Annotated in this window: 18 protein-coding genes and 3 pseudogenes; 9 read left to right on the forward strand and 12 right to left on the reverse strand. The window is 38.3% G+C overall.

Features of this window, described 5'->3' with window-relative positions; translation table 11 throughout:
* Positions 1-160 precede the first annotated feature (160 nt).
* A complete protein-coding gene (locus tag AC0L7Q_RS07250) occupies positions 161-1624 on the forward strand; it encodes a serine hydrolase (RefSeq protein WP_409425393.1) in 1464 nt (487 codons plus the stop codon).
* 448 nt (positions 1625-2072) lie between these two features.
* Positions 2073-2621 (forward strand): cytochrome b, encoded by a 549-nt coding sequence (locus AC0L7Q_RS07255; RefSeq protein ID WP_409425394.1) that lies wholly within the window; start codon positions 2073-2075, stop codon positions 2619-2621.
* On the opposite strand, the pseudogene AC0L7Q_RS07260 reads toward AC0L7Q_RS07255, so the two are convergent.
* A pseudogene (locus AC0L7Q_RS07260) lies at positions 2614-2853 on the reverse strand (hypothetical protein); the annotation flags it as partial. The gene AC0L7Q_RS07255 and the pseudogene AC0L7Q_RS07260 overlap by 8 nt on opposite strands.
* 122 nt (positions 2854-2975) lie before the next feature.
* Here AC0L7Q_RS07260 and AC0L7Q_RS07265 point away from each other — a divergent pair.
* A complete protein-coding gene (locus AC0L7Q_RS07265) occupies positions 2976-3821 on the forward strand; it encodes a DUF417 family protein (RefSeq protein ID WP_413401994.1) in 846 nt (281 codons plus the stop codon).
* Positions 3822-3947: 126 nt separating this feature from the next.
* Here the strand turns inward: AC0L7Q_RS07265 and AC0L7Q_RS07270 are convergent, their stop codons facing one another.
* Positions 3948-5465, reverse strand: coding sequence for a leucyl aminopeptidase (locus AC0L7Q_RS07270; protein ID WP_409425396.1), 1518 nt, complete (start codon positions 5463-5465; stop codon positions 3948-3950).
* Between the two features lie 241 nt (positions 5466-5706).
* On the opposite strand from AC0L7Q_RS07270, the gene AC0L7Q_RS07275 reads away from it, so the two are divergent.
* Both AC0L7Q_RS07275 and AC0L7Q_RS07280 read left to right on the forward strand, forming a co-directional pair.
* Positions 5707-7524, forward strand: coding sequence for a protein kinase domain-containing protein (locus AC0L7Q_RS07275; RefSeq protein ID WP_413401996.1), 1818 nt, complete (start codon positions 5707-5709; stop codon positions 7522-7524).
* 56 nt (positions 7525-7580) lie between these two features.
* Positions 7581-8014: pseudogene (locus AC0L7Q_RS07280) on the forward strand (DUF3859 domain-containing protein).
* Positions 8015-8053: 39 nt separating this feature from the next.
* Here the strand turns inward: AC0L7Q_RS07280 and AC0L7Q_RS07285 are convergent.
* The 4 genes from AC0L7Q_RS07285 to acuR form a co-directional block, all read right to left on the reverse strand.
* Positions 8054-9288, reverse strand: a protein-coding gene (locus AC0L7Q_RS07285; RefSeq protein ID WP_413401998.1) for an IS3 family transposase whose coding sequence is annotated in 2 segments (ribosomal slippage) — positions 8054-8937 and positions 8937-9288 — 1236 coding nt in all. Because the reading frame shifts where the segments join, the coding sequence is not laid out codon by codon here.
* Positions 9289-9383: 95 nt separating this feature from the next.
* Positions 9384-9800, reverse strand: coding sequence for a VF530 family protein (locus AC0L7Q_RS07290; RefSeq protein WP_008114664.1), 417 nt, complete (start codon positions 9798-9800; stop codon positions 9384-9386).
* A 72-nt stretch (positions 9801-9872) separates the two neighbouring features.
* Positions 9873-10865: an acrylyl-CoA reductase (NADPH) gene (acuI, locus tag AC0L7Q_RS07295; RefSeq protein ID WP_413402000.1), complete on the reverse strand. Its 993-nt coding sequence runs from the start codon at positions 10863-10865 to the stop codon at positions 9873-9875.
* A gap of 356 nt (positions 10866-11221) precedes the next feature.
* A complete protein-coding gene (gene acuR, locus AC0L7Q_RS07300; RefSeq protein WP_413402002.1) occupies positions 11222-11863 on the reverse strand; it encodes an acrylate utilization transcriptional regulator AcuR in 642 nt (213 codons plus the stop codon).
* Between the two features lie 375 nt (positions 11864-12238).
* Between acuR and rmf the strand changes: the two genes are divergently transcribed.
* A complete protein-coding gene (rmf, locus tag AC0L7Q_RS07305) occupies positions 12239-12409 on the forward strand; it encodes a ribosome modulation factor (RefSeq protein WP_008114656.1) in 171 nt (56 codons plus the stop codon).
* A 63-nt stretch (positions 12410-12472) separates the two neighbouring features.
* On the opposite strand, the gene fabA is transcribed toward rmf, so the two are convergent.
* Positions 12473-12988, reverse strand: a complete 516-nt coding sequence (gene fabA, locus AC0L7Q_RS07310; protein ID WP_010389976.1) for a bifunctional 3-hydroxydecanoyl-ACP dehydratase/trans-2-decenoyl-ACP isomerase — start codon at positions 12986-12988, stop codon at positions 12473-12475.
* A gap of 195 nt (positions 12989-13183) precedes the next feature.
* Between fabA and AC0L7Q_RS07315 the strand changes: the two genes are divergently transcribed.
* Genes AC0L7Q_RS07315 through AC0L7Q_RS07325 form a run of 3 tightly spaced genes read left to right on the forward strand, consistent with a single transcriptional unit; the run spans position 13184 to position 15292 of the window.
* A complete protein-coding gene (locus AC0L7Q_RS07315; protein ID WP_413402005.1) occupies positions 13184-14041 on the forward strand; it encodes a 6-carboxytetrahydropterin synthase in 858 nt (285 codons plus the stop codon).
* Positions 14034-14852 (forward strand): M23 family metallopeptidase, encoded by an 819-nt coding sequence (locus tag AC0L7Q_RS07320; protein ID WP_413402007.1) that lies wholly within the window; start codon positions 14034-14036, stop codon positions 14850-14852. The genes AC0L7Q_RS07315 and AC0L7Q_RS07320 overlap by 8 nt, the downstream gene beginning before the upstream one ends.
* Positions 14853-14857: 5 nt before the next feature.
* Entirely contained in the window at positions 14858-15292 is a 435-nt protein-coding gene (locus AC0L7Q_RS07325; RefSeq protein ID WP_008114650.1) for an acyl-CoA thioesterase, read from the forward strand.
* Between the two features lie 199 nt (positions 15293-15491).
* On the opposite strand, the gene AC0L7Q_RS07330 is transcribed toward AC0L7Q_RS07325, so the two are convergent.
* The 5 genes and pseudogenes from AC0L7Q_RS07330 to AC0L7Q_RS07350 form a co-directional block, all read right to left on the reverse strand.
* The gene (locus tag AC0L7Q_RS07330; RefSeq protein WP_413402009.1) at positions 15492-16814 is read right to left on the reverse strand and encodes a Na+/H+ antiporter family protein; all 1323 of its coding nucleotides are present in this window, start codon (positions 16812-16814) and stop codon (positions 15492-15494) included.
* Positions 16811-18783: pseudogene (locus tag AC0L7Q_RS07335) on the reverse strand (transglutaminase TgpA family protein). Before AC0L7Q_RS07335 ends, AC0L7Q_RS07330 begins: the two are co-directional and overlap by 4 nt.
* A complete protein-coding gene (locus AC0L7Q_RS07340; protein ID WP_409425405.1) occupies positions 18776-19762 on the reverse strand; it encodes a DUF58 domain-containing protein in 987 nt (328 codons plus the stop codon). The pseudogene AC0L7Q_RS07335 and the gene AC0L7Q_RS07340 overlap by 8 nt, the downstream one beginning before the upstream one ends.
* Before the next feature lie 4 nt (positions 19763-19766).
* On the reverse strand, positions 19767-20672 hold the full coding sequence (locus AC0L7Q_RS07345; RefSeq protein WP_413402012.1) for an AAA family ATPase: 906 nt from the start codon (positions 20670-20672) through the stop codon (positions 19767-19769).
* Between the two features lie 8 nt (positions 20673-20680).
* On the reverse strand, positions 20681-21064 hold the full coding sequence (locus AC0L7Q_RS07350) for a response regulator (RefSeq protein WP_409425407.1): 384 nt from the start codon (positions 21062-21064) through the stop codon (positions 20681-20683).
* Positions 21065-21128: the final 64 nt, after the last annotated feature.

Genomic DNA, 21128 nt, shown 5'->3' on the forward strand with positions numbered 1-21128 from the left:
ATCTAAGCAATTGTCTTTAATACGTATTTTGCTAAACTATAAGCGCTGATACTCGAGTATAAATGTATAACTAACTTCGAGCCATATATTTACCTTTGAATATTTTTATTTATAAAAGGTATTCTATCTAAACTATTACAATTAAGGAAAACGCGTTCCAATGTTTAGGAAAAACATTCGTTGCAGCTTACACATTTTATCATTAAGCACATTATTACTTACCAGCCTACTACCACAGGTAAAGGCCGATGAAATAGATGACTTTTTACTAGAGAAAATGCGCACAGCTAATATTCCAGGATTACAACTGGCAATCGTGAAAGACAATAGGCTGATAAAAAAAGCCAGTTACGGCCTGTCGAACTTACAAGACCAGGTCACGGTACAAAACCATACCCCTTTTCCTATTTTTTCGATGACTAAAGCTTTTACTGGCGTTGCAATTATGCAACTTGCCGCTGAAAACAAGTTATCGGTTAACGATCCAATTTCAAAGCATTTAGATGATTTGCCTAAAGCATGGCAACCGCTGACTATCCGTCAACTGCTAAGCCATACTTCTGGTTTACCTAAAATATTAAATGGTCATTGGGTTGATTTAATTTCTAATGGTCAGCCAGATCCTGCGTGGCAAGAAGTACTTACTTTACCAATGCGTTATGAAACCAATAGCCGCTTTGAGTACAACCAAACAGGTTACATTTTGTTAGGTAAAATTATTGATAAGTTATCGGGTCAGCCTTTTTCTAATTATATTCAGAAAAATCAGTTGGCTAAACTAGATATGCCCATAACTTTGGCTGCAGGTTTTGCTCATACTGAATCTATTGTCCCTAATCAAGCTCGTCCTTACGTTGCTGGCAATCAAGGAAAGCTAAAGACGGTACAAATAACTTTCGACCCATTCTTTAGAACTGCGGCGGGTATGAGTGCTACCGCAACTGAGCTTGCTAATTACGCGATAGCGCTTCAACAACGACAACTCCTTGATGAGAAGTACCTTAAAGAAATGTGGTCACCAACGCGTTTAAAGAGTGGTCAAACTGCAGGTTTTAGCAATTTAGAAAATGGTTACGCTCTAGGTTGGCAAACAATTGGACGAGAGCAGCATCCAGCAGTAAGTGCCAGTGGTGGTGATGCTAATTCAATGGTGATTTATCCAAAAGATAACTTAACCATCATTGTATTAACTAATAAGCTAGGAAGCTTGCCAATATTCTTTATTGATGAAATTGCTGGCTTTTATTACCCTGAGATGAAAGCTGAAAATGGTTGGGGGTTGTCACAAGACTTATTCAAACTTTTCCAAGGGATTAAAAAACAGGGCTTTAATCAAGCCATCACTTTAGCGGATGAGATGAAAGTAAGTGCAGCGTTTGATGTGCAAGAAATTAATCTTTTGGGCTATCGCTATGTGGCTAAAAATGAACTAGCAAAGGCATTAGAGATATTTAAGCTAAATGTTCATTTGTTTCCCGACAATGCAAATGCTTATGATAGTTTAGGTGAAACCTATGCTGCACTTGGAAATAAACCAGAAGCGATAGCTAATTACGAAAAAGTACTCGCATTTTTGCCGAATAATCAACATGCCCTTAAGCAGCTGGCTCGGTTGAAACAATAACCTAACAAAGCGTAGACAATAAATAAAATCGCGCTAAGGCAACTACCATACTTCGCGCGCTTTAAAAAACTATGCTGGTCGAACTATATGTGGTAAATCTTTACTTCAGACATAAAAGCGCAATCTGTAAAAGAATTAGTTACTCAAAGCCAGACGACCTCATTGTTCTTATATTTACTGCTGTTTATTACTTTTAAAACACGTTAATTGTTTAAAACGGTAACTTTTGGTTGCCGTTTTTTTATGCCTACTATTTAAGTTTATTTTAAGCTTGCTCAGTTATTGTAACTAATACTTAAATTCCAGAATCATTAAACCATTGAACTGACTTAGTAACTCATTTTATGTTTCAGATCATTAAACTGTGAGTGATTAAAGGTTAGCCTGTATACATGTACTCATATGCATAAGTGAGCTTTTAACTTTAATGCGTTTATTAGGAGGTATTATGAATTTTAAAAATACAGATACTCATTACAATACACTTTCTGTTGCTTTGCATTGGTTGATGTTTATTTTAATTGTTACTGTGTACGGTAGTATTGAACTTCGCGAATTATTCGAAAAGGGCACTGAAACACGTGATGCCTTTAAAATGTGGCACTTTATGTTGGGTTTATCGCTGCTAGCTTTAGTTAGCGTGAGGTTAGCTGCGCGTGTAGTGGGTGGTGCAGCACCTGCTATATACCCTGAGCCTGCAAAATGGCAAAATAAGTTAGCTACATTTGTTCATATTGCGCTGTATGTGTTTATGTTTGCAATGCCTATAGCTGGTTGGTTAATTTTGAGTTTAGCAGGTAAATCCATCCCGTTTTTTGGCTTAGAGTTGCCTGCATTGGCCGCTCAAAACAATGAGCTTGCTAAAAGCATTAAAGAGATACATGAAACCGCAGGGGAAGTGGGGTATTACGTAATAGGTTTACATGCGGCTGCGGCTTTGTTTCACCATTATATTTTGGCTGATAATACGGTATCGCGAATGCGTTTGCCTAAATAATAAAAAAGTTAATAGTAAAAAGGGAGACAGTGTCTCCCTTTTTACTGTTTAATACTCTAATAAACCCGATTCTAAACCCACCCCAATGTTTACCATTTACATATAATTGGCACCGATAGATCATGCAATATCTCGCCGGTATCGCGCTTATAGGTTTGTAATAAAAGCTCTTAGTATTGCTACCGCAGCGAATGCCTGTGGGGTCATTAAAAGTTTGCTTAGTGCGGCCATTATTTATAGTCAAATGGATAAAATCTTGTCTGCAGACATTTTATAAAATCATTTAGCGTTAGTTGAATTGTTTTTTGTAAAAATATGGTCTTTGTTAGTCATTAAAGATTTAAAGGGCACACAATGAACTTAACATATGCAAATAACGCAATTACCTTTCTACTTGCACTTAGTTTTATACTACTTGGTGTATCGTTTGCGCTCGGTGCAAATCCAAACACGCTAATTGCGACATTTAGCTTTTACGAGCTCGATAGCGTATTAAATACTAATACGCTAGGTCTACTAAGTGGTACAGCCATGATTATGTTAGTGGTAATAACCCTATTGGCACATTTTAAATTAATAAAGCCAACTTCAGCATTTTTGCTAGCGCTTGTTGTTAGCATTGTGCCTTTACTTACTTTATTAGCAAGTAATCGCTGGATGACTCAGTTAGGAGGCTTTCCTATTATTGGCAGTGGGCAGGGAATTATTAAATACTTTGCTGTAGTGCCTTTATACTTATTTTTATTTTATAAAGATAAGATAAGCGACAAACAGCATGTCCTTTTAAACTTTATTCCTGTGGCTATGGTTTTGCTATGGATTGGCGGTATGAAATTTTACGATTTTGAAGCTAAGGCCATTGCAGGCTTAGTTGAAACCTCGCCTTTTATGTCTTGGTTATATAGTTTATTTAGCGTGCAAGGTGCGTCGAACGTGATTGGTGAGTTTGATGTATTATTTGCGCTACTACTAGGCGCTGGTATTTTATTTAATAATAAAAAACTAATTATAGTTAGTGGTTTAGCATGCTTGAGCGTTTTTTTAATGACTCAAACATTTTTACTATCTGCCCCTAATGCATTTAGCTCAAGTACGTTGCTGGCGCGGTTAGGGCAATTTGTAATTAAAGATTTATGGTATGTGGGAAATTTAATTGTTATTGCCACTTTAATGCTCTCTAAACCAGCTAAACATAGTTAAAGCAATATGCTTTGTTGTTACTTATTAAATAAAATAATGTGTATAAATAAGAACGTTATTTATACACAAAAAAGCGCCAAAACAGTAAACCATTTTGGCGCTTTTAATTAAGCAAATTAATTTTGATTAGTTAGCTAATAGCCACTCGCTTAGTAAACGTACACCAAAACCTGTACCACCTGGTGAAAGCTCATCTTTTCCTTTTTTCACTAATGCATTACCAGCGATATCGATATGCACCCAACGGGTTTCGCCAGCAAAATGCTCTAAGAAAGAAGCGGCTGTGGTTGCACCAGGGCCACCTGAGCCTACATTTGTTATATCAGCAATGTCAGATTCCAACATATCTTTATAACCTAATGGTAAGCGCCATAGGTTTTCGTTTACTTGTTTACCTGCCAGGGTAAGTTGCGATACTAGCGTGTCATCATCAGAGAATACCGCTGCGTATTCATTACCTACTGCACGAATTTTAGAACCTGTTAAGGTTGCAACATCAATCATGATCTCTGGTTTGTAGTGCTCACGTGCATACCACATTGCATCACTTAGTACTAAACGACCTTCAGCATCGGTATTTAAAATTTCTACACTTAAGCCTTCAGCTGTGCGAACAACATCGCCTGGAGCAACAGCAAACTGCGACACCATATTAGCTGCCATGCCCATAACAGCTACCACATTTTTATCTGCTTTAGCTAACGCCATTGCTTTTACAGTACCAAGTACTGCAGCAGCACCGGCCATGTCTGATTTCATACGTGCAATAGACGCACCGGTTTTAATGCTGTAACCACCTGAATCAAACGTAATGCCTTTACCAACAAGGGCAATAGGGGCATCGTCAGAGCCTTTATAATGAGCTACCACTAAACGTGCACCTTGCTGGCTTCCTCTACCCACAGCTTCTAATGCGCCCATGCCAAGCTCTTTTAGCTCTTTAGGCTCTAACACTTTGATAGTAACACCTAACGATGCTAATTCTTTGGCTGCATTGGCAAAATCAACCGGCGTCATTTCGGTTGCCACTTCTGAGGTTAAATCGCGTGCTAAAAATACACCTGCTTGAATACTCTCTAATTGGCTGTAAAGCTTGCGGGTTTGCTTGGTGTTATCAACATCAAACGTATAGCTAACAGTTTCAGTGTTTGGCTCTTTTTTGTAGTTTTCAAAACGGTGATCGCGTAAGTTTGCACCATGGGCAAAATTAGCAGCAAGTGCAGCGTTATCATTTGCACCCGTTACATCATCAAAAATAACACTGGCAGTGCCTGCTTTAGCTTTAACTAGGCGAGCATGAATATTACCGCCTAACTTAGCCGCTTTTGCTTTATCTAATTCGTCAGCTTTACCTGTACCTACTACCAAAATACGGCTGTAGTTACTTTTGCTTGGCGCGACAAGTTGCGCTACTTTAGCGTAATCGCCAGTGAAGTTTTCAATATCGATAACACGTTGTAATTGGCCATCGAATTGTTTATCAAGTGTTTTAAATTGGCTGTTGTTGCCATCTTGGCTATAAAATACAACCAGCGTGTTTGCATCGTTGTCTACTTTTGTAGAAAAGTTAAAGTCTGCTGCTTGTGCATTAATACACATACCCAGTGCAAGCGCGATTGAAGAGGCTTTTATAATACGTTTCATTTTTTAACCTAAGAATAATTTAAAGGGGTGTTTTACCCTATTTAGGCTGTTATGGGTAAGTAGGATACGGTGAAACCGCAAATATCAGCGATATACGTCAAAATCATTAGTAAATAATATAACTTTGACTAAGTTTTGTAAGTTAATAGTGACCTTAAAGGTTTAATAAAAATAACGGCCGCGTTACTATCAAACATAAAGGCATTACGCAGCTTTTAACCACCAACCTAGAGAATCTGCATTGAAAGCAAAAGAAATTCGCAACTTTTATATTAACGAAGAACAGTCTGTTTATTTGTTATCGCACCGTGATGCTAAAAAGCATCGCCAATGGCTTAACATTTGTATTAAACAGCTAACATTACTTGGCTATAAAAATGTTGAAATGATTGGTTCGGGTGCGTTTGGCTTTGTATTTGCGGGTGATGATGAACATGGCCTGCCTTGGGTGTTTAAGTTTTCTAGAATTACGCTGGCGCAAAGTGTGCGAGATCGCCTTGAAGACGAAGCATATATGCTGTCTCAAATTGATAATCCGCTAATACCAAAATTTTATGGTTTTGAGCGGGTTAAAAAACAGGGCATTTTAATGATGGCCCGTGCAATAGGTGAAGACCTTGAAAAAGTATCGCTAAAGCAAGGGCGACTATCTGCTGCAAAAATAATGAACTTAGCGGTTAAATTAAGAAACGTGTTGCTTGATTTACGCCATCATAAAAATGGATTAAGCCCACAACCTATTGTGCATGGCGATATTAAACCCTCTAATTTAGTGTGGGATGAAAATGCCAAGCAGCTTTCATTGGTTGACTGGGGAAGCTCGGTATATGCTCAAGTAGATGAACAAGGGAACCCAATTGCCAGTAATTTTATGGATTTAATGTCGGGCGATTTAAGCACCACTAACGCAAGAATGGGTGATGTGTATTTTATTGGTGATGCGCAAATGTCTGGTGAAAAGTCATCCCCTCGTTTTGATGAGCAGGGGGTTGCATCAACTCTGTATGCACTAGCATCAGCACAGTCTTGTCGATTTGGCGCTCAGGCTATTCCGGCCAGTAGTTTAATGCTTCCTAAAGAGCTGGCGAATGTAATTGACGGCATGCTTTCAAAAGAGCGTAGTGTAAGGGACAAAGCCGGTGACTACTTTATGCGTAACATAGAAACCATGGCAAAAGCGTTCTTACCAGAACTACCAAAGCAAGACACCAAAGCACGTATTCCTTTTTGGTTTAGCCAAGATCCTGAGCCCGAAACCGTTGTATACAGTTCGCGAAAACAGTTTTTACGCCAAGCCGATCATAAACAGCAATTACTCGATGTAAACGATGCTCAGTTAGATAGGTATTATAAAGAATTTTTATTTGATACCGGAGATACCGAAAAAGCGTTTTTAGCGTCTATTAGTCGCTTAGCGAAGTATCCTGTAGTAGGGGGGCTGAGTTTTCATTGGAAAGATGAATCTTTGTATGTTGAGTCATCACTTATTATGCACGATGAAACCCTAGCAACCGCATTTACTGATGCGGTAAACAATACAGTGATGTTAGCGCAGGCTATTAATCAAAAGGGCTTATTTAAGTGTTGTTTATTTGATGCCCGTAAAACGATTCAACTAGAGCGCGATGGTACCGGTGCGTTCAAATTTAACCAGTTACCAGAGCTTGACTATGAAGTGGTTAATGTAAAAGCCAGCGAGGTAACCCGTCCGCATTCCTATTTTGAAGATGGTAAAGATCCCGATGAGCAACTGCAACTGCCTAAAAAGGTGATTAAATGTGTATTTGAGCTAAACCAGATACATCATACGGGTTGTATTATTTTTGAAGCGCTACCGGATAGGATGAAAATTCACCATTACTATCGATTACTCGATGCTAGTAAAGAAGTTGAATTTAAACGTTTGCTAAATAAACTCATGCAGTACGCGGTTAATATAACCGATGTGGGGGTGGCTGGTTTTATGAAGTTGCCTTATAAAAATACCCGCGAGTTTAGTTTATGTGAGCAGCAACCCAGCAATTATTATCCTAAAAATCCAAAACAACTACTTAATTAATAAATCACTCGCTGAGGCTGGTGGCTTAACAATAGAAAGAAAAGATAGAAAGTTCAATGGCAAAATCTAAACCACAAATTACATTACAAAGTTACGGCATATATACCCACTGGGACAAAGCCAGTAAATCACTACCGCAAATCACGCAATTCACTACGCAAGTAAAAGCAGAACTTGATGTAGAATTTGGTTTAATAATAAATATCAAAAAAGCTAAAGGCGTAAAGCTCCATTATTGTATTTATCATCCCGGTATTATAGATACCGATGGCGAAGAAATGCAGCCTTTTGAGGGCACTGTATATGTTAAAGATAACGATTGGTCGTTTTATTTAGGAGAGATACGATATGGGAGCCTATAGAAGATAAAATAGGTAACTGGCGCATGACCTTATCATTAGCAGGAAAAGTTATTGCTGATAAGACATTTAATCTAACTGATGAACAGACTAGAACGGAAAATGATTTTTGGAAACATCGAGGCTATTAATTTCCTCAATATGTCCCGTCCTGAAATAGGTTGACGGTTTTAATGAAAGACTTGGTGCGAAAGCGCCAGGTCTTTTTTATGCACTTGATTTGGTGTTTTCATATTCAAACTTAAGTGCGGTCGCATTTCATTGTATATAAATATCGATTCTTCAACGAGCTCTTTTAACTCTGCCATATTACGACATTTATACAGTAGAAACTCTTGTTTTAATATCCCGTTAATACGCTCAGCTAATGCGTTTTGATAACAGTCATATCCATCGGTCATAGATGGCCTAATTCCCTCTTTTAATAGCATACCTTGATATACTTCAGAGCAATATTGTAAACCTCTATCTGAATGATGAATAGCATTACGTTTATATACCCGCTGCTTAATCGTCATCTCTAACGCTTTGACTACATCAGTTGCCTTCATTTCATCACTGAGCTCATAACCCATTATTTTTCGACTATAAGCATCAGTGACTAACGACAGGTAATGCACGCCTTGCGATGACTTTACGTATGTAATGTCACTAACGAAGACTTCCTCGGCCGCAGTAGGTTTGTGTTCTTTTAGTAAATTGGGATACTTGCGCATCCAATGATTACTATTTGTTGTTTTAGTGTAATTTTTCTTTGGTTTTACAAGCAAGTCATGCTCTCTCAAATAGTCAAAAAAACAATCACGGCCTAGTTTAATGTCACGCTCTTGCAGCTCTGGCTTTATCATCAGATAAAGTTTCTTCCCACCAATACGAGGCATGAATTGCCGCCAATACATCACTAACTCCTTGACTGGCTTCAACGCTTTATTCCGAGCATCTATTCTGCGCATAGCTTGATAGTAACCTTGTCGCGTTATGCCATATGCACGGCATAACGGAGTAAGCTTTACTTGCTGGTTTTCTTTTGCGCGCGTGATAGCTCGGATATGTACTTTTTTCGCAAACCCGCTCCATATTCTTCATCCATAATATTAATCATTTCATCTTTGATTAAATCCTTTAGGCGTAACTCCTCTACCTCGCGCTCTAAACGTTTAATTTTTTGTGCTGGGGTTTCTTTTGATTTAGGCATGTTGGCTATATAAGTTGGTTTAGACCAATCTAATTTACCATGTTTTCGCAGCCATACCAGAACGGTGCTACGACCTTGAATACCGTAATGACTTTGCGCCTGTTTATATGTGAAGTCGCCTTTTTCTACTTGCTCAACAATGGATAATTTAAAGCCTAATGTATAATCTCGTTGAGTACGCTTAACGTCTTTAGTTTTAGTGGTTTTCATAAAATAAGTCCTAAATGTGTAAACACATTTCAGGACAAGACAATAAGCAAAAACAAAAAAGCTAACAATAAAGTTAGCTCTTTTATGAAATTAGCTTAGTTGCCCCAAGGGTTACTTGAATTTGAACGTTGTTTACGAGTACGGGCACGTTGCTTGGCTGCTTTTTTCTCTTGAATACGCTTAGCATCAGAAAAACTTAACTCGCATGGTTCACCTGGCTTATCACCTTCAGGGATAATACGGTCGCGGGGTGGCAATTCGTATTGCACATCATCTGGACGTGGTAAGTTTTTTAGGCGATACAAATAGAAATTATCTACCTTTTGTTGTGCCCACTCGGTTTTACGTAAAAATTTAACCGCAGATTTAATGTCAGGGTTATTTTTGAAGCAGTTGAGTTGTAAGTAGGCGTGCAGGAGTTCCCACCCATATTGCTCAACCAGTTCTTCAACCACTTGCTCTAATTTAACGCCTTGCAGTGGGTTATTACTGAAAAGTTCTTGGTTGCTCATAGGTGTTCTCTCGTTATTAAAAATACAGCCAGTATTATAAATTTAATAACGAGAGTTTAATAGCAAAAATGCTTAACTTTGACAATTAACCACAACACGACCACGAATTTGCCCCTGCATTAGCTGTTCGGCATTTTCAATAACTTGATCAAGTGTGATTTCGGTCGAAATTTTATCTAAGTAATCGCTACTAACTAGGGATGCTAAACGATCCCATGCTTCAACACGATCCGCTTTAGGGCGCATTACGCTATCAATACCCATTAAAGAAATACCACGTAAAATAAAGGGTGCCACAGAAGCGGGTAAATCCATACCTTGGGCAAGCCCACAAGCTGTTACTACGCCACCATACTTAAGTGAGGCACAAATATTAGCAAGTGTGTGACTGCCTACCGAATCAATGGCAGCAGCAAAGCGTTCTTTTTGTAGTGGTTTACCTGGGTTTGAAAACTCATTTCTATCAATTACGTGAGTTGCGCCTAATGATTTTAAATAGTCAGCTTGCTCCATGCGACCTGTTGCTGCGGTTACTTGATAACCCAGTTGGCTTAGTAAATAAATAGCAAAACTGCCTACGCCGCCATTGGCACCCGTGACTAACACTTCACCTGAGTCAGGGGTGATCCCTTGTTTTTCAAGGGCAATCACGCTTAGCATCGCTGTGTAACCGGCAGTACCAATTTGCATTGCTTGTTTAGCAGATAAGTTAGCGGGTAGGGGAATTAACCAATCGCTGCTAAGAGCCGCTTTTTGGGCAAGGCCACCCCAATGTTTTTCGCCAACACCAAAGCCATTTAAAATAACCTTATCGCCAGCTTTAAATTCATTACTATGGCTGTTGGTAACTGTACCCACTAAATCAATGCCAGGTACCATAGGAAAGCTGCGAACTACAGGACCTTGACCTGTAATGGCTAAGCCATCTTTGTAATTTAGGGTACTGTACAGTACGTCAATTAATACATTTTCGTTTGGTAGATCGTCACTGTTTATGCTGCTTAAATTTGCACTGTAGTTGTCGTCTTGCTTATCTATAACAATAGCTTTAATAGGATTGCTCATTAGATTTCCTTTTAGACCGATCGTCTTTAAATTGATAGTAAAAAATGCATTAACAAGGGTCTGATGACCTTTGTAGATTAAAATTTGTTCAAACTAGGGGCGGTTTAATTACGGCGCGAGGTTTGTAACCTAGTGGGCTAAGTCAAAACCGAGCAAAGCTTCCGCGTCCTGCTAACGCCCCTTACCTACATCCATGTAGGCAACAAAGAGTAAATCGCCCCTAGGCAGAACCCTTCGGGCAGCGCCTGTTTGGCATTGATGCTGCGTTATCGCCTATTTATGGGGAATAACCACACCACATAGGCTCTGCCTTGCCTAAATACCAAACAGACCGCTGCAAATTTAACATTGAAAGATCAACAGACCCTAAGTAATGCGCGTAAAAACATTTCTGTATACAAAGTCAGTGGCTTGCTTGATTGTGTTAGTTTAGCTCGCATTACTGCGCCTTCCCAACCAATCCAAAAAAATTCACTCATTTGTGTGGTATCAATATCAGCTTTAATAGTGTGTTGCTGTTGAGCCAAGTCTAAGCACTGTGTTAACTGTGCTTGCCAGGCATTGTAGCTTTGCATCAAACGAGCGTTAAAGTCGTCACTTAAATGGTTGAGCTCTTGATTTAAATTTCCTACCAAACAACCGCGTTTGTAATCATACTTTTGCATCCCAGCTATAGCACTTTGGGTAAAGTTAACAATGCGTTCTAGGGGCGGTACTTCAGGTTGCTCTAAATAAAACTTAAGTTTAGCTATAAAAAACGTGTCGTACGCATCAACCAAAGCTAAGCCAAATGCTTCTTTACTTTTAAAGTAATGATAAAACGAGCCCTTAGGGACTTTGGCTTTTTTTAATATGGTGTCGAGCCCTGTGGCACTAAAACCAAACTCAGTGAGGGTTTCTAATCCCACACGAAGGAGCAACGCTTTAGTGTCTGCGTTGTCTCTGGCAATTTTAGGTGGGCGGCCACGCCTAGTTGTAACTGCTGATATTTTGTTCATGGCTTATATTAGACCGATCGGTTTTAATTAATCAAGTGTTTATTAGCAATCTTTTTAAAACAAGGAAATCTGTTCATTTTTCGATTACAAATTAATGAGGAACTTTAGCTTATATTACCAGTCACAAATATGACACTTATGTGTTTTTGAGCCGATATGTCGGAACATTTTAATAAAGTTAAATAGGTTAAAATTTACTAAGTATGAGCAATAAATTTATTTTTAAATTAATTTATCATTGCATCAGCAGCTTAGTTAAAGTCAAACAAATTAATTGTATTTTGTGTTTGAATTAAACATTTTTGTTGGCTATTTATTAAATGTAGATGAACTTTATGCTACAAAAATATAAATATAAAGGTGAGGATTTTACCGATGAAGAGACAGAAAAGAGATCGTTTAGAAAGAGCTCATTCTCAAGGTTTTAAAGCAGGTTTAGCTGGTCGCTCAAAAGAGCACTGCCCTTATCAACAAGTTGATCCTAAGTCTGAGTGGCTAGGTGGTTGGCGCGAGGCAATAGAAAATCGCAATATGTACAAAACATAAACTCATAACGAATTTAAGCAAAACGGCCTCCATGTGGAGGCCTTTTTGTTGCGTGTTTTAAACTTAAAACGCGCTGGTATCTTGGAACAAGCCTACCTTTAAATCTTTTGCTTCGTAGATGACGCGGCCATCTACTTCTACGGTGCCATCTGCCATACCCATAAACAATTTACGCTTAATTACGCGTTTCATGTCTAAACGGTAGGTTACTTTTTTAGCTGTTGGCAATATTTGACCGGTAAATTTAACTTCACCTACACCGAGTGCACGACCAAGCCCTGGACCACCAGACCAACCTAAGAAAAAGCCTACAAGTTGCCACATAGCATCTAAGCCTAGACAACCTGGCATTACTGGGTCGCCTTTAAAGTGACAGTCAAAAAACCAAAGACTAGGGTCGATATCTAGCTCTGCAACTATCTGTCCTTTACCATGTTCACCACCGTCATCGGTGATTGAAATGATACGATCCATCATTAACATGTTGTCACTTGGCAAACGACAATTTCCTTCACCAAACATTTCACCTTGACCACAAAGGATCAAATCTTCTTTTGTATAGCTATTTTTAGGTTCCATAACACTTTATCTTTGCTTAGAAATTGCCCCGTACTTTAGCGTACACTTGTACGCTAAACAACTCGGAGCAGTTAAAAAATGGTTTAATTATAAGCAATCAGTCAATGCAACTGATTTTAGTATGATTAAACCGCGCAATTACTAACAGAAATCACTATAATTGGGGCTGACTTTTAATCAGTTTAAAGGAAATTTATGACCCTTTTTGTTAACTCACTCACTGTGATTGATTTTTCTTACTTATGCAATAAACGCGGTGCAGTTGGCGAAAGTTGGATTGTTGATTTGACTTTACATGGCAAACTAAACGAAGAGTCTATGGTTTTAGACTTTGGCTTAGTTAAAAAGCAAATTAAAGGCATTATTGATGAGTGTATAGATCACCGTTTAGCTGTCCCTAACAACATAAACGGCAGCATTAACGAGTTTGCTGATCACAAAACATTAGATTGTACATTTGCTGATAATAAGCATTTAGCAATGAGTGCGCCTCATGAAGCATATTGCTTAATAGATACTGATGAGATTACCGTTGAATCAGTAACAGAGTACTTAGTTGCCACCATACTGCCACAGCTTCCTGATAATATTGAAAAGATTGAGTTGGTGTTAAAACCTGAGCACAATCAGAGCTTTTATTATCACTACAGCCACGGCCTTAAAAAGCATGATGGTAATTGCCAGCGTATTATTCATGGCCATCGTTCACAAATAGGTATAAGCCTTGGCGGTATTTCTATGCCTCGTTTGCAAAAACAGTGGGCTGATAAGTGGCGTGATATTTACTTAGCAACTAGTGAAGATCAAATAAACGCTTCTGAATTAAAACATATCTCAGCTAAAAATGATGATGTTTGTTTTGCGTATACTGCGGCGCAAGGTTACTTTGAAATGGCTATTAGTGAATCACGTTGCGACATTTTACCAATTGATACCACGGTAGAATGTATTGCTGACTACATTGCCAGCCAAGTGAAATTAGAGCACCCAGAAAAAGACGTTAAAATTACCGCCTATGAAGGTGTTGGAAAGGGGTCGATTAGTTATGCTTAAATCCTTATTAGTTTCGGCGTTAATTGTATCAACTAGCTTTAGTGCTATGGCGCTTGAGCTAAAAGGGCATTTAACGCAAGGCGGCCTAGTAACTGGGCAATTAGATAACGCTAAGTCGGTAAGCCTCAATGGTAAGTCGTTAAAACTTACTGATAATGGGTTATTTGTACTTGGTTTTGGCCGTGATGCAAAACCTGTACATACATTAAGCTGGGTAGATAAAACCGGAAAAGGCCACAGCCAAGATTTAGTTATTACTCTTCGCGATTACGATATAGATAAAATTACCGGTGTTGCTAAAAAATACGTATCGCCGCCAAAAGCGGTAAGTGAACGTATTAGCCGTGAAGCGGTCGCAGTAAGAAAGGCTCGGGCTGTTAACTCTGATTTAGAATACTTTTTACAGCCAGTACTTAGGCCTGCAAAAGGGCGCATTTCAGGTGTTTATGGTAGCCAACGTTACTTTAATGGCGAACCTCGCAGGCCACACTTTGGTTTAGATATAGCAAACAAAACAGGTTCACCTGTGTATGCGCCGATCAGTGGAACCGTGGTATTTGCTGAACCAGATTTATATTACTCTGGTGGTACTTTGATTTTAGATCATGGTCATGGGGTTACTTCTACTTATATTCATTTAAGTAAGCTTGATGTAAAAGTAGGGCAGAAGATTGAACAAGGTACAAAGGTAGCTGAAATAGGTGCTACGGGCCGTGTAACTGGGCCGCATTTAGATTGGCGATTTAATTGGCAAGGTGAACGCCTCGACCCTGCATTATTAATGCAAGACACATTAGCAAACAAAAAGTAGAAATTATGACTCAAGTAGAGCGCGAAGCCATTATTGCGCAACGTATAAAAGATTCGACCACTTCGGTGACTAAAGCTGTATTTCCTGGGCGTACTAACCATCATAATACGCTATTTGGTGGTGACGCATTAGCATGGATGGATGAAGTTGCTTTTATAGCTGCCACCCGTTTTTGCCGTAAACCATTAGTAACTATTTCATCAGATAGAGTCGATTTTAAAGAAGCAATTCCTGCTGGTTCATTTGCTGAATTAATATCAAAAGTGTCGCATGTGGGGAATACCAGTTTAAAAGTGGATGTTGAAATATTTCTAGAAACCATGCACAAAGATAACAAGCACTCAGCTATTACAGGCAGCTTTACCTTTGTTGCTGTTGATGATAACCACAGGCCAACACCTGTCGTGTGTGACAAAATGCTGCATGGTTTTGAGTTATAACACCGAACAGTAAAAATAATATAAGCACCAATCATGGTGCTTATATTATTAGCTATAAAGAACACATCATACTATGTTTATCTAAGAGATAACTTAGCAATTAAATAAAATAGGAGAGTATTAATTTATCAATGGGGAAGGTCTATTAAAGTAATAAATGAGACTAATAAAAAGGCGTGCATTGCACGCCTGTACATAATTATAAAACCATAGCGGCTATCCAGCCAAACACCAATAACGGAATATTAAAGTGAATAAAGGTTGGCACAACCGAATCCCAAATGTGGTCGTGTTGTCCGTCAGCATTAAGTCCTGATGTTGGCCCTAGTGTAGAGTCAGAGGCAGGGGAGCCAGCATCGCCTAATGCGCCAGCAGTACCAACAAGCGCAGCGGTTGCCATTACAGAAAAGCTTAGCTCTAAACATAAAGGCACAAATAAAGTGGCAATTATTGGCACAGTTGAAAATGAACTACCAATGCCCATAGTTATAAATAAGCCGACCAATAAGATTACTGCGGCTGCTATGGGTTTATTACCGTCAAAAATAGCGGCGCTGCTATGGACTAGGCTAGCAACGTGTCCGGTTTCTTTCATTACCGCAGCAAAACCTTGCGCTGAAATCATAATAAAACCAATCATTGCCATCATGGCAACACCTTTACTAAATACGTCGCCGTTTTCTTCCCACTTAACCACACCAAATACACTAAATATAACCACCCCGACTAAGCCACCTAATATCATTGAGCCACTGGCATTTTGAGCGATCAGAGAAGCAAGCACGGCAAATAAACCAACCAGCATTACTTTTTTTGGGTTTTCAACATCAGCTTGTTGGCTTTGAACTGTTAATGCTGTGCTTGTGTATTCGCGGCGTTTTCGATAACTAATAAATAGGGCAATCAACAAGCCGACAAACATACCAATAGCTGGGATAATCATCGCTAAAGGGACATTGGTATTAACAATTTCAAGGCCATTATCAACTAGGTTTTTATGTAATATTGAGTATAAATAAATACCACCAAAACCATACGGCAGCACCATATACGAGGTGGCTAAACCAAAAGTTAAAATACAAGCAATGGCACGTCTATCTAATCGCAGTTTATTAAACACCACAAGAAGCGGCGGAATCAAAATAGGAATAAAGGCAATATGCACCGGCACCAAGTTTTGAGACGAAATAGCACAAATTAAAATAATAAAGAGGATAAAGTAGCTTAATAAGGTTTCACTAGAACCCGTTTGTGCATTTACTTTGGCGAGTAACTTAGCGGCTAAAATGCGGGTCAAGCCTGACTTTGAAATCGCAACGGCAAAGGCACCTAACATCGCATAACTTAAAGCAATTTCGGCGCCTGATGATAAGCCAGAATTAAACGCATCAATACTTTCTTTTAATCCCATGCCAGCGGTTAATCCGGCAACAAGCGCACTGATTGTCATTGCAACAATCACATTTACGCGGACCAAAGTGAGTCCAAGCATTAAAATAACGCCAATAATAACTGCGTTCATAGATTTCTCTGTTTTATAGATTTAATTAATTTTATCAGATCTTTAGCCTGATTTTTACGTTCTTTGGTAAATGGTTGCCTTGCATAGCGTACTTGCTCAAATAAGTGACAAAAGGCGGTTATTTGTTGCTCTGCATAGGGGGCATGTTGACTAATGTGCAGTAAAGTTTGAACTGGCGCGGCATTTTCAGGGTAGTTTATAGCCTGCTTATCCGCCCAACTGAGTATTTGAAAATACTCTTTTACCAATGGAGGTTGTTTGGTTTTAGCCTTGGGGCGGCTTATATAAATAAAATAAGCATTAAAACTTAAAATTAAAACAATAATAACCCCAAGTGGTACTAACCAAACATAAGTGTTACCAAATAGGGCCGCTAATAAATCTTGTTGTTTGTTTTTATCAAACCCTAGCACCCAACTAGACTATTGGTAATCGAGATTTTCTAATTCAAGGCGAAGCCAGTTTATGGCAGCATAATTACTTAAGCTAACTAAACCAAAATTAATATTGTTTTTAAATTCATCATTTAATGCTGCACTTTGAGATAAAGAGCCATTTAATCGTTCAGGGGCTACAACCGCTGTTGCATCAAATATTTTCCAGCCTTTATTGGTATAAACCTCAACCCAAGCATGCGCATCGTATTGACGAACGGTAATATAGTCATTGCTTTGATTGTACTCGCCGCCTAAATATCCGCTAACTACCCGCGCTGGTACGCCTGCACTTCTAAAAATAAAGGCAGCTGCACTAGCGTAATGACCACAAAAGCCACGTTTATTGTTAAACATAAATTGATCAAGCGTATCATCGCCGCGCATAGGTGTAGGAGTAAGTGTATAACTGAAGTTATTTTGCGAAAAATAATCTAGCAGTTTATTAAAAAGCTCATCGGCGTTAGCACTACTGTTTTTTAACTGTTGGGCCAGTTGATAACTTTTTTGGTTATTACTCACCGTAAGCGTTTTATAAAAACGCTGCTGTATGTTGCTAAGTTTTTTACTCGATAATGGTTCACTGCTAACAGAATATTGTAACACTTTTGATTTATATTGTTTTTTACGCAGCAAGCCTACTGAATTGAAAACTACATTTTCATTATTACTACTGGCATAGCCAAGCCCATATAACCAATCAGCCATTGCAGGCTCAGCAATTATTAAGTATTGAGTGCTATTTCCATTGCTGCTATTTTGGCTTGGCATCATCATAGCCTGTTTTAAAAACGAAGATGTTTTCCAAGCTTTACCATCAAATTCATCATGTACAATAGCTCGCCAATAATAAGGGGTAGAGGCTGAGTTATCATCAAACTTAGCTCTAAAAACTAATTCATCGGAGTTAGATAATTTGGCTATATCAAATGGGTCTACTTGTTCAGATAGGCCTGTTTGTGCCATTTTTGGTCCAGGTAATTGCCAAAATGCAGGAAGTTTTGGTAAAAATATTAAGAGCACAACAGCCAAAGGAAAAGCCAGCAGTATTATTTTCGCGCTTTTTTTGATGACAGTTTTAGACTATGATTCGATTCAAGTAACCCAAGTACAGCAAAGTTTAAAACATACAATGCGCTAATAATTAAAGTGGTAAAAATAGTTTGGCTAAACAAGTACACTGCTGAAAGTGAAAAGAATGTAAGGGTGATGATCAATTGATAATGCTGCTTTGTTTTTGCTTGTAGCAATTTAAAAACGCATGACAACAGTAGCATTGCAACAAACAGCACCACGGTATCTTTAAAGCCTATACTGCTGAGCATAATAATTAATGCTATTGCAGCGAGTCCGTTTGCGAGCCACGCATTGGGTTTTTGTTTGTGTTTAAGGGTTAAATAAATATTCCAACCACATAACATGCTAAGCATAATAATAAAGGGCAGGGGCAAATGCTCTATAAAAAAGCTCACTAACCCTAAGTAAATAAATGACAGGGAGAAATTTATAACGCCGTGATTTTTAATCTCATTCATAGTCAGTGCCTACATTACTTAAGGCTTGTAAGCAGCGTTGCTGATGAAGCTTTCCTGATCCATTTTCTATGAACTTATTGGGCAATTTCAACGAGTAATTAATGTCGCTTTCAAACGCTTGGCATACTAGGTAACACAATTGCCCTAAGCGTTGCTCGGTATCGCCAGTCATTAAGTTAAAATCAAATTGTGTATCAGCAGACTTAAAATTACTAAATTGTTTTACTAATAATTGCTGAGTTTTTGCGTAATGTTTCCATGAAACTCGCTGCAACCCCATTTCTGGCAAATGGGTAATTAAACTTTCAAACTCATCATCGCCTTGGTGCTTTTCATTACCATCATCATTAGCAGTTATTTGGCTTAACTGTTTGTGATTTGGCGTTTTAATAATTGACGGATAAACATAAACGGCATGATCTGGCTGAATATAGCTCCATACGCTCACCAAGCCAAATGGATAATTGCTGGCAATTTTTATTGGCTTTAGTAAATAACAACCTCGCTTTAAATAAGGTAATAGTAATTGGCATTGCATGGTATCGGTTTGCACACTAGTTATATAACAGGTATTTTCAAAATTATTGAGATAACTTAAAGTGATTGACTGGCATGTGTCGTTTGATTTTATTTGCCACACTAATTGAGGTGGCTGTGGCGCATAACTCTCAATAGTATTTTTAAAGGCGACAGTTAATCCTTTTGCGTTGCTATAACCTAACAACAACGCAAAAATAATAATCACAAACATTAAATACGCCATAAACAGTATTAAATTATTTTGATAATTAATTCCCATTACAAAATTTAATAGTGCAACAATCGTAAAATATACACCCAGTGTGGATGGTAAAACATAAATAGTATTATGCGTTAAAGTGATGCTATTTTTTTTGTGCTTATTTTTTAATAAGGCCGTTAAAATTGCACTTTTTATAGCATGAATAAAAGTAGGGCGTTTTATTTTAAAAATACCCATTGGTTTAAACGGGCACTAAAACATGTTTTAAAATGTCTGCAATTTGGTTGTTGCCAGACTCACTATGCAAACCTAATCTATGCTGGCACACACTAGAAAATACCGCTTGTACATCTTCAGGTAGTACAAAGTCTCGACCTTCAATATAGGCCCATGCTTTTGCTGATTTTGCCAACGCCATACTGGCTCTTGGTGAAAGCGAAGCCGATAACGATTGTGCTTCACGTGTGTAAGTCACTAAGTCAATTATATAATCAACAACCGGAGCGCTTAGCGTAATATTAGCTATAGATTCTTGTATTTGTTTAAGTTGTTGTTGGTTAATTCGTTGTGGTAATTGGGAGTAATCGCGCTTTTGATTGTTTAATAGTAATCTTTTTTCGGCGTTTTTAGGTGGAAAACCTAAGCTTATGCGCATTAAAAAACGATCTAATTGCGATTCTGGCAGCGGATAAGTTCCTGCTTGATATAAAGGGTTTTGAGTAGCAATAACAAAAAACGGAGTAGGGAGCGGGTACTTTTCTCCATCTACGGTCACTTGTTGTTCTTCCATGGCTTCTAATAACGCACTTTGGGTTTTAGGACCCGCACGATTTATTTCATCAGCAAGTACAACTTGACTGAAAATCGGGCCTTTATGAAATGAAAAACTGTGCTCTTTATTATTAAAAATATTGGTACCAATAATATCAGCGGGTAATAAATCGCTGGTAAATTGTATACGCTGATAGGATAACCCCAAAACGGCTGCCAATGCATGGGATAAAGTGGTTTTACCCATACCAGGTAAGTCTTCTATTAGTAAATGACCTTCACTAAACAAACAGGTTAATGCTAATTTTATTTGTTGTTGCTTGCCAAATATAACGGTAGATAGGTCATCAATAATAGTGGTAACTAGGTGCTGCATAATGTCCTTTAATCTATTAGTTCTAAACGTTTCATTACGGCATCAACTTTTTGCGCGTTGAAAGGCTTGGCTATAAATTCTTTTGCGCCAAGTTCCCAAGTATTTTGTACGTTCTCAAAACTATTATGGCCTGAGCACATAACCACATGAGCATATGGGTGCTCGTTATTAATCGACTCTAAAATTTCGATGCTTTCAGAATCAGGCAAATTAACATCTAAGAATATAACGTTGGGTGATTTTTCGCTAAGTAAGGGTTTAGCACAATTAAAATTATCGCACTCAATAATGTCATCAAAACCTAAGCCGGCTAACACTTGGCTTAAATCAGCACGGATTTGTTTAACATCATCAATAATTAAAATTGGTTCGAGTGGGCGTACAAATTCCATATGAATACTTCAACATTTTTTACGGCTTGTGATTTAATATTAAGCTAAGCATTAAGGAACCTCA

It is taken from the genome of Pseudoalteromonas sp. KJ63-1 (assembly GCF_055808145.1).

Bases quoted from the DNA above. Each gene is read 5' to 3' on its own strand.
- acuR (WP_413402002.1), bottom strand. From the start codon at position 11,863: ATGAACAAAATATCAGCAGTTACAACTAGGCGTGGCCGCCCACCTAAA.
- AC0L7Q_RS07340 (WP_409425405.1), bottom strand. From the start codon at position 19,762: ATGGGTATTTTTAAAATAAAACGCCCTACTTTTATTCATGCTATAAAA.
- AC0L7Q_RS07255 (WP_409425394.1), top strand. From the start codon at position 2,073: ATGAATTTTAAAAATACAGATACTCATTACAATACACTTTCTGTTGCT.
- fabA (WP_010389976.1), bottom strand. From the start codon at position 12,988: ATGGAACCTAAAAATAGCTATACAAAAGAAGATTTGATCCTTTGTGGT.
- AC0L7Q_RS07320 (WP_413402007.1), top strand. From the start codon at position 14,034: ATGCTTAAATCCTTATTAGTTTCGGCGTTAATTGTATCAACTAGCTTT.
- AC0L7Q_RS07270 (WP_409425396.1), bottom strand. From the start codon at position 5,465: ATGAAACGTATTATAAAAGCCTCTTCAATCGCGCTTGCACTGGGTATG.
- acuI (WP_413402000.1), bottom strand. From the start codon at position 10,865: ATGAGCAATCCTATTAAAGCTATTGTTATAGATAAGCAAGACGACAAC.
- rmf (WP_008114656.1), top strand. From the start codon at position 12,239: ATGAAGAGACAGAAAAGAGATCGTTTAGAAAGAGCTCATTCTCAAGGT.
- AC0L7Q_RS07265 (WP_413401994.1), top strand. From the start codon at position 2,976: ATGAACTTAACATATGCAAATAACGCAATTACCTTTCTACTTGCACTT.
- AC0L7Q_RS07350 (WP_409425407.1), bottom strand. From the start codon at position 21,064: ATGGAATTTGTACGCCCACTCGAACCAATTTTAATTATTGATGATGTT.
- AC0L7Q_RS07315 (WP_413402005.1), top strand. From the start codon at position 13,184: ATGACCCTTTTTGTTAACTCACTCACTGTGATTGATTTTTCTTACTTA.
- AC0L7Q_RS07250 (WP_409425393.1), top strand. From the start codon at position 161: ATGTTTAGGAAAAACATTCGTTGCAGCTTACACATTTTATCATTAAGC.
- AC0L7Q_RS07325 (WP_008114650.1), top strand. From the start codon at position 14,858: ATGACTCAAGTAGAGCGCGAAGCCATTATTGCGCAACGTATAAAAGAT.
- AC0L7Q_RS07345 (WP_413402012.1), bottom strand. From the start codon at position 20,672: ATGCAGCACCTAGTTACCACTATTATTGATGACCTATCTACCGTTATA.
- AC0L7Q_RS07330 (WP_413402009.1), bottom strand. From the start codon at position 16,814: ATGAACGCAGTTATTATTGGCGTTATTTTAATGCTTGGACTCACTTTG.
- AC0L7Q_RS07290 (WP_008114664.1), bottom strand. From the start codon at position 9,800: ATGAGCAACCAAGAACTTTTCAGTAATAACCCACTGCAAGGCGTTAAA.